This window comes from Salinispora sp. H7-4 (genome assembly GCF_013416675.1).
GTDB lineage: Bacteria > Actinomycetota > Actinomycetes > Mycobacteriales > Micromonosporaceae > Micromonospora > Micromonospora vitiensis.
Window position 1 is genome coordinate 209413 of sequence record NZ_JABZED010000049.1, and the last position, 561, is coordinate 209973.

The 561-nt window shown below is 68.4% G+C and carries 1 protein-coding gene; it reads right to left on the minus strand.

Going from position 1 to position 561, the window contains the following annotated elements; genetic code table 11:
• Window positions 1-394, minus strand: a 394-nt coding sequence (locus H0524_RS18975; RefSeq protein ID WP_180199844.1) for a hypothetical protein, incomplete at its 3' end; no start/stop codon positions are given.
• Window positions 395-561: the final 167 nt, after the last annotated feature.

Genomic DNA, 561 nt, shown 5'->3' on the forward strand with positions numbered 1-561 from the left:
CGGAGGAGGGGCGCTGCTGGAACAGGCCCTGCGAGTCGTGGTCGTTGCGGTCACCCAGGTGACCCAGGTTCTCCAGCTTCGACTCCTGCAGGCTGGTACCGATCGCCACCACGGCGGCCCGCTCGTCCATGCCGGCGGACTTCGTGGCCTCGATGATGGCCTTCACATTCGATACCTGCTCGTCGCCCAGGTCGATGCGCGACTGCTCACCCTGGGTGCCGTGCGGGATCAGCGTGCCGGTGTCGGGCTTGTCGGCCTGCACCACGCCAGCAGCAGCAGCGGCGGGGGTGGTGGTGGTGGTGTCGGTGAGGGTGCCCAGGGGGCCGGCGACGACACCGGTGGACAGGGCCAGACCAGCGATACCAAGGACGCTACGACGCAGAATCGTGTTCATGGGGGTTGCTCCATTCGGGGGTCGACACCCACCCACACGCCCGAAGGGGGGGTCAGGCGGCACGGGGTGCAAGCACCGTCCGGCGCTCAAAGAAAAGAAAGGGGGGTCGGCGACCGCGGGGCCTCACAGGGCACACACACGGCGCCGGGTCCAGATGTAACGACCGA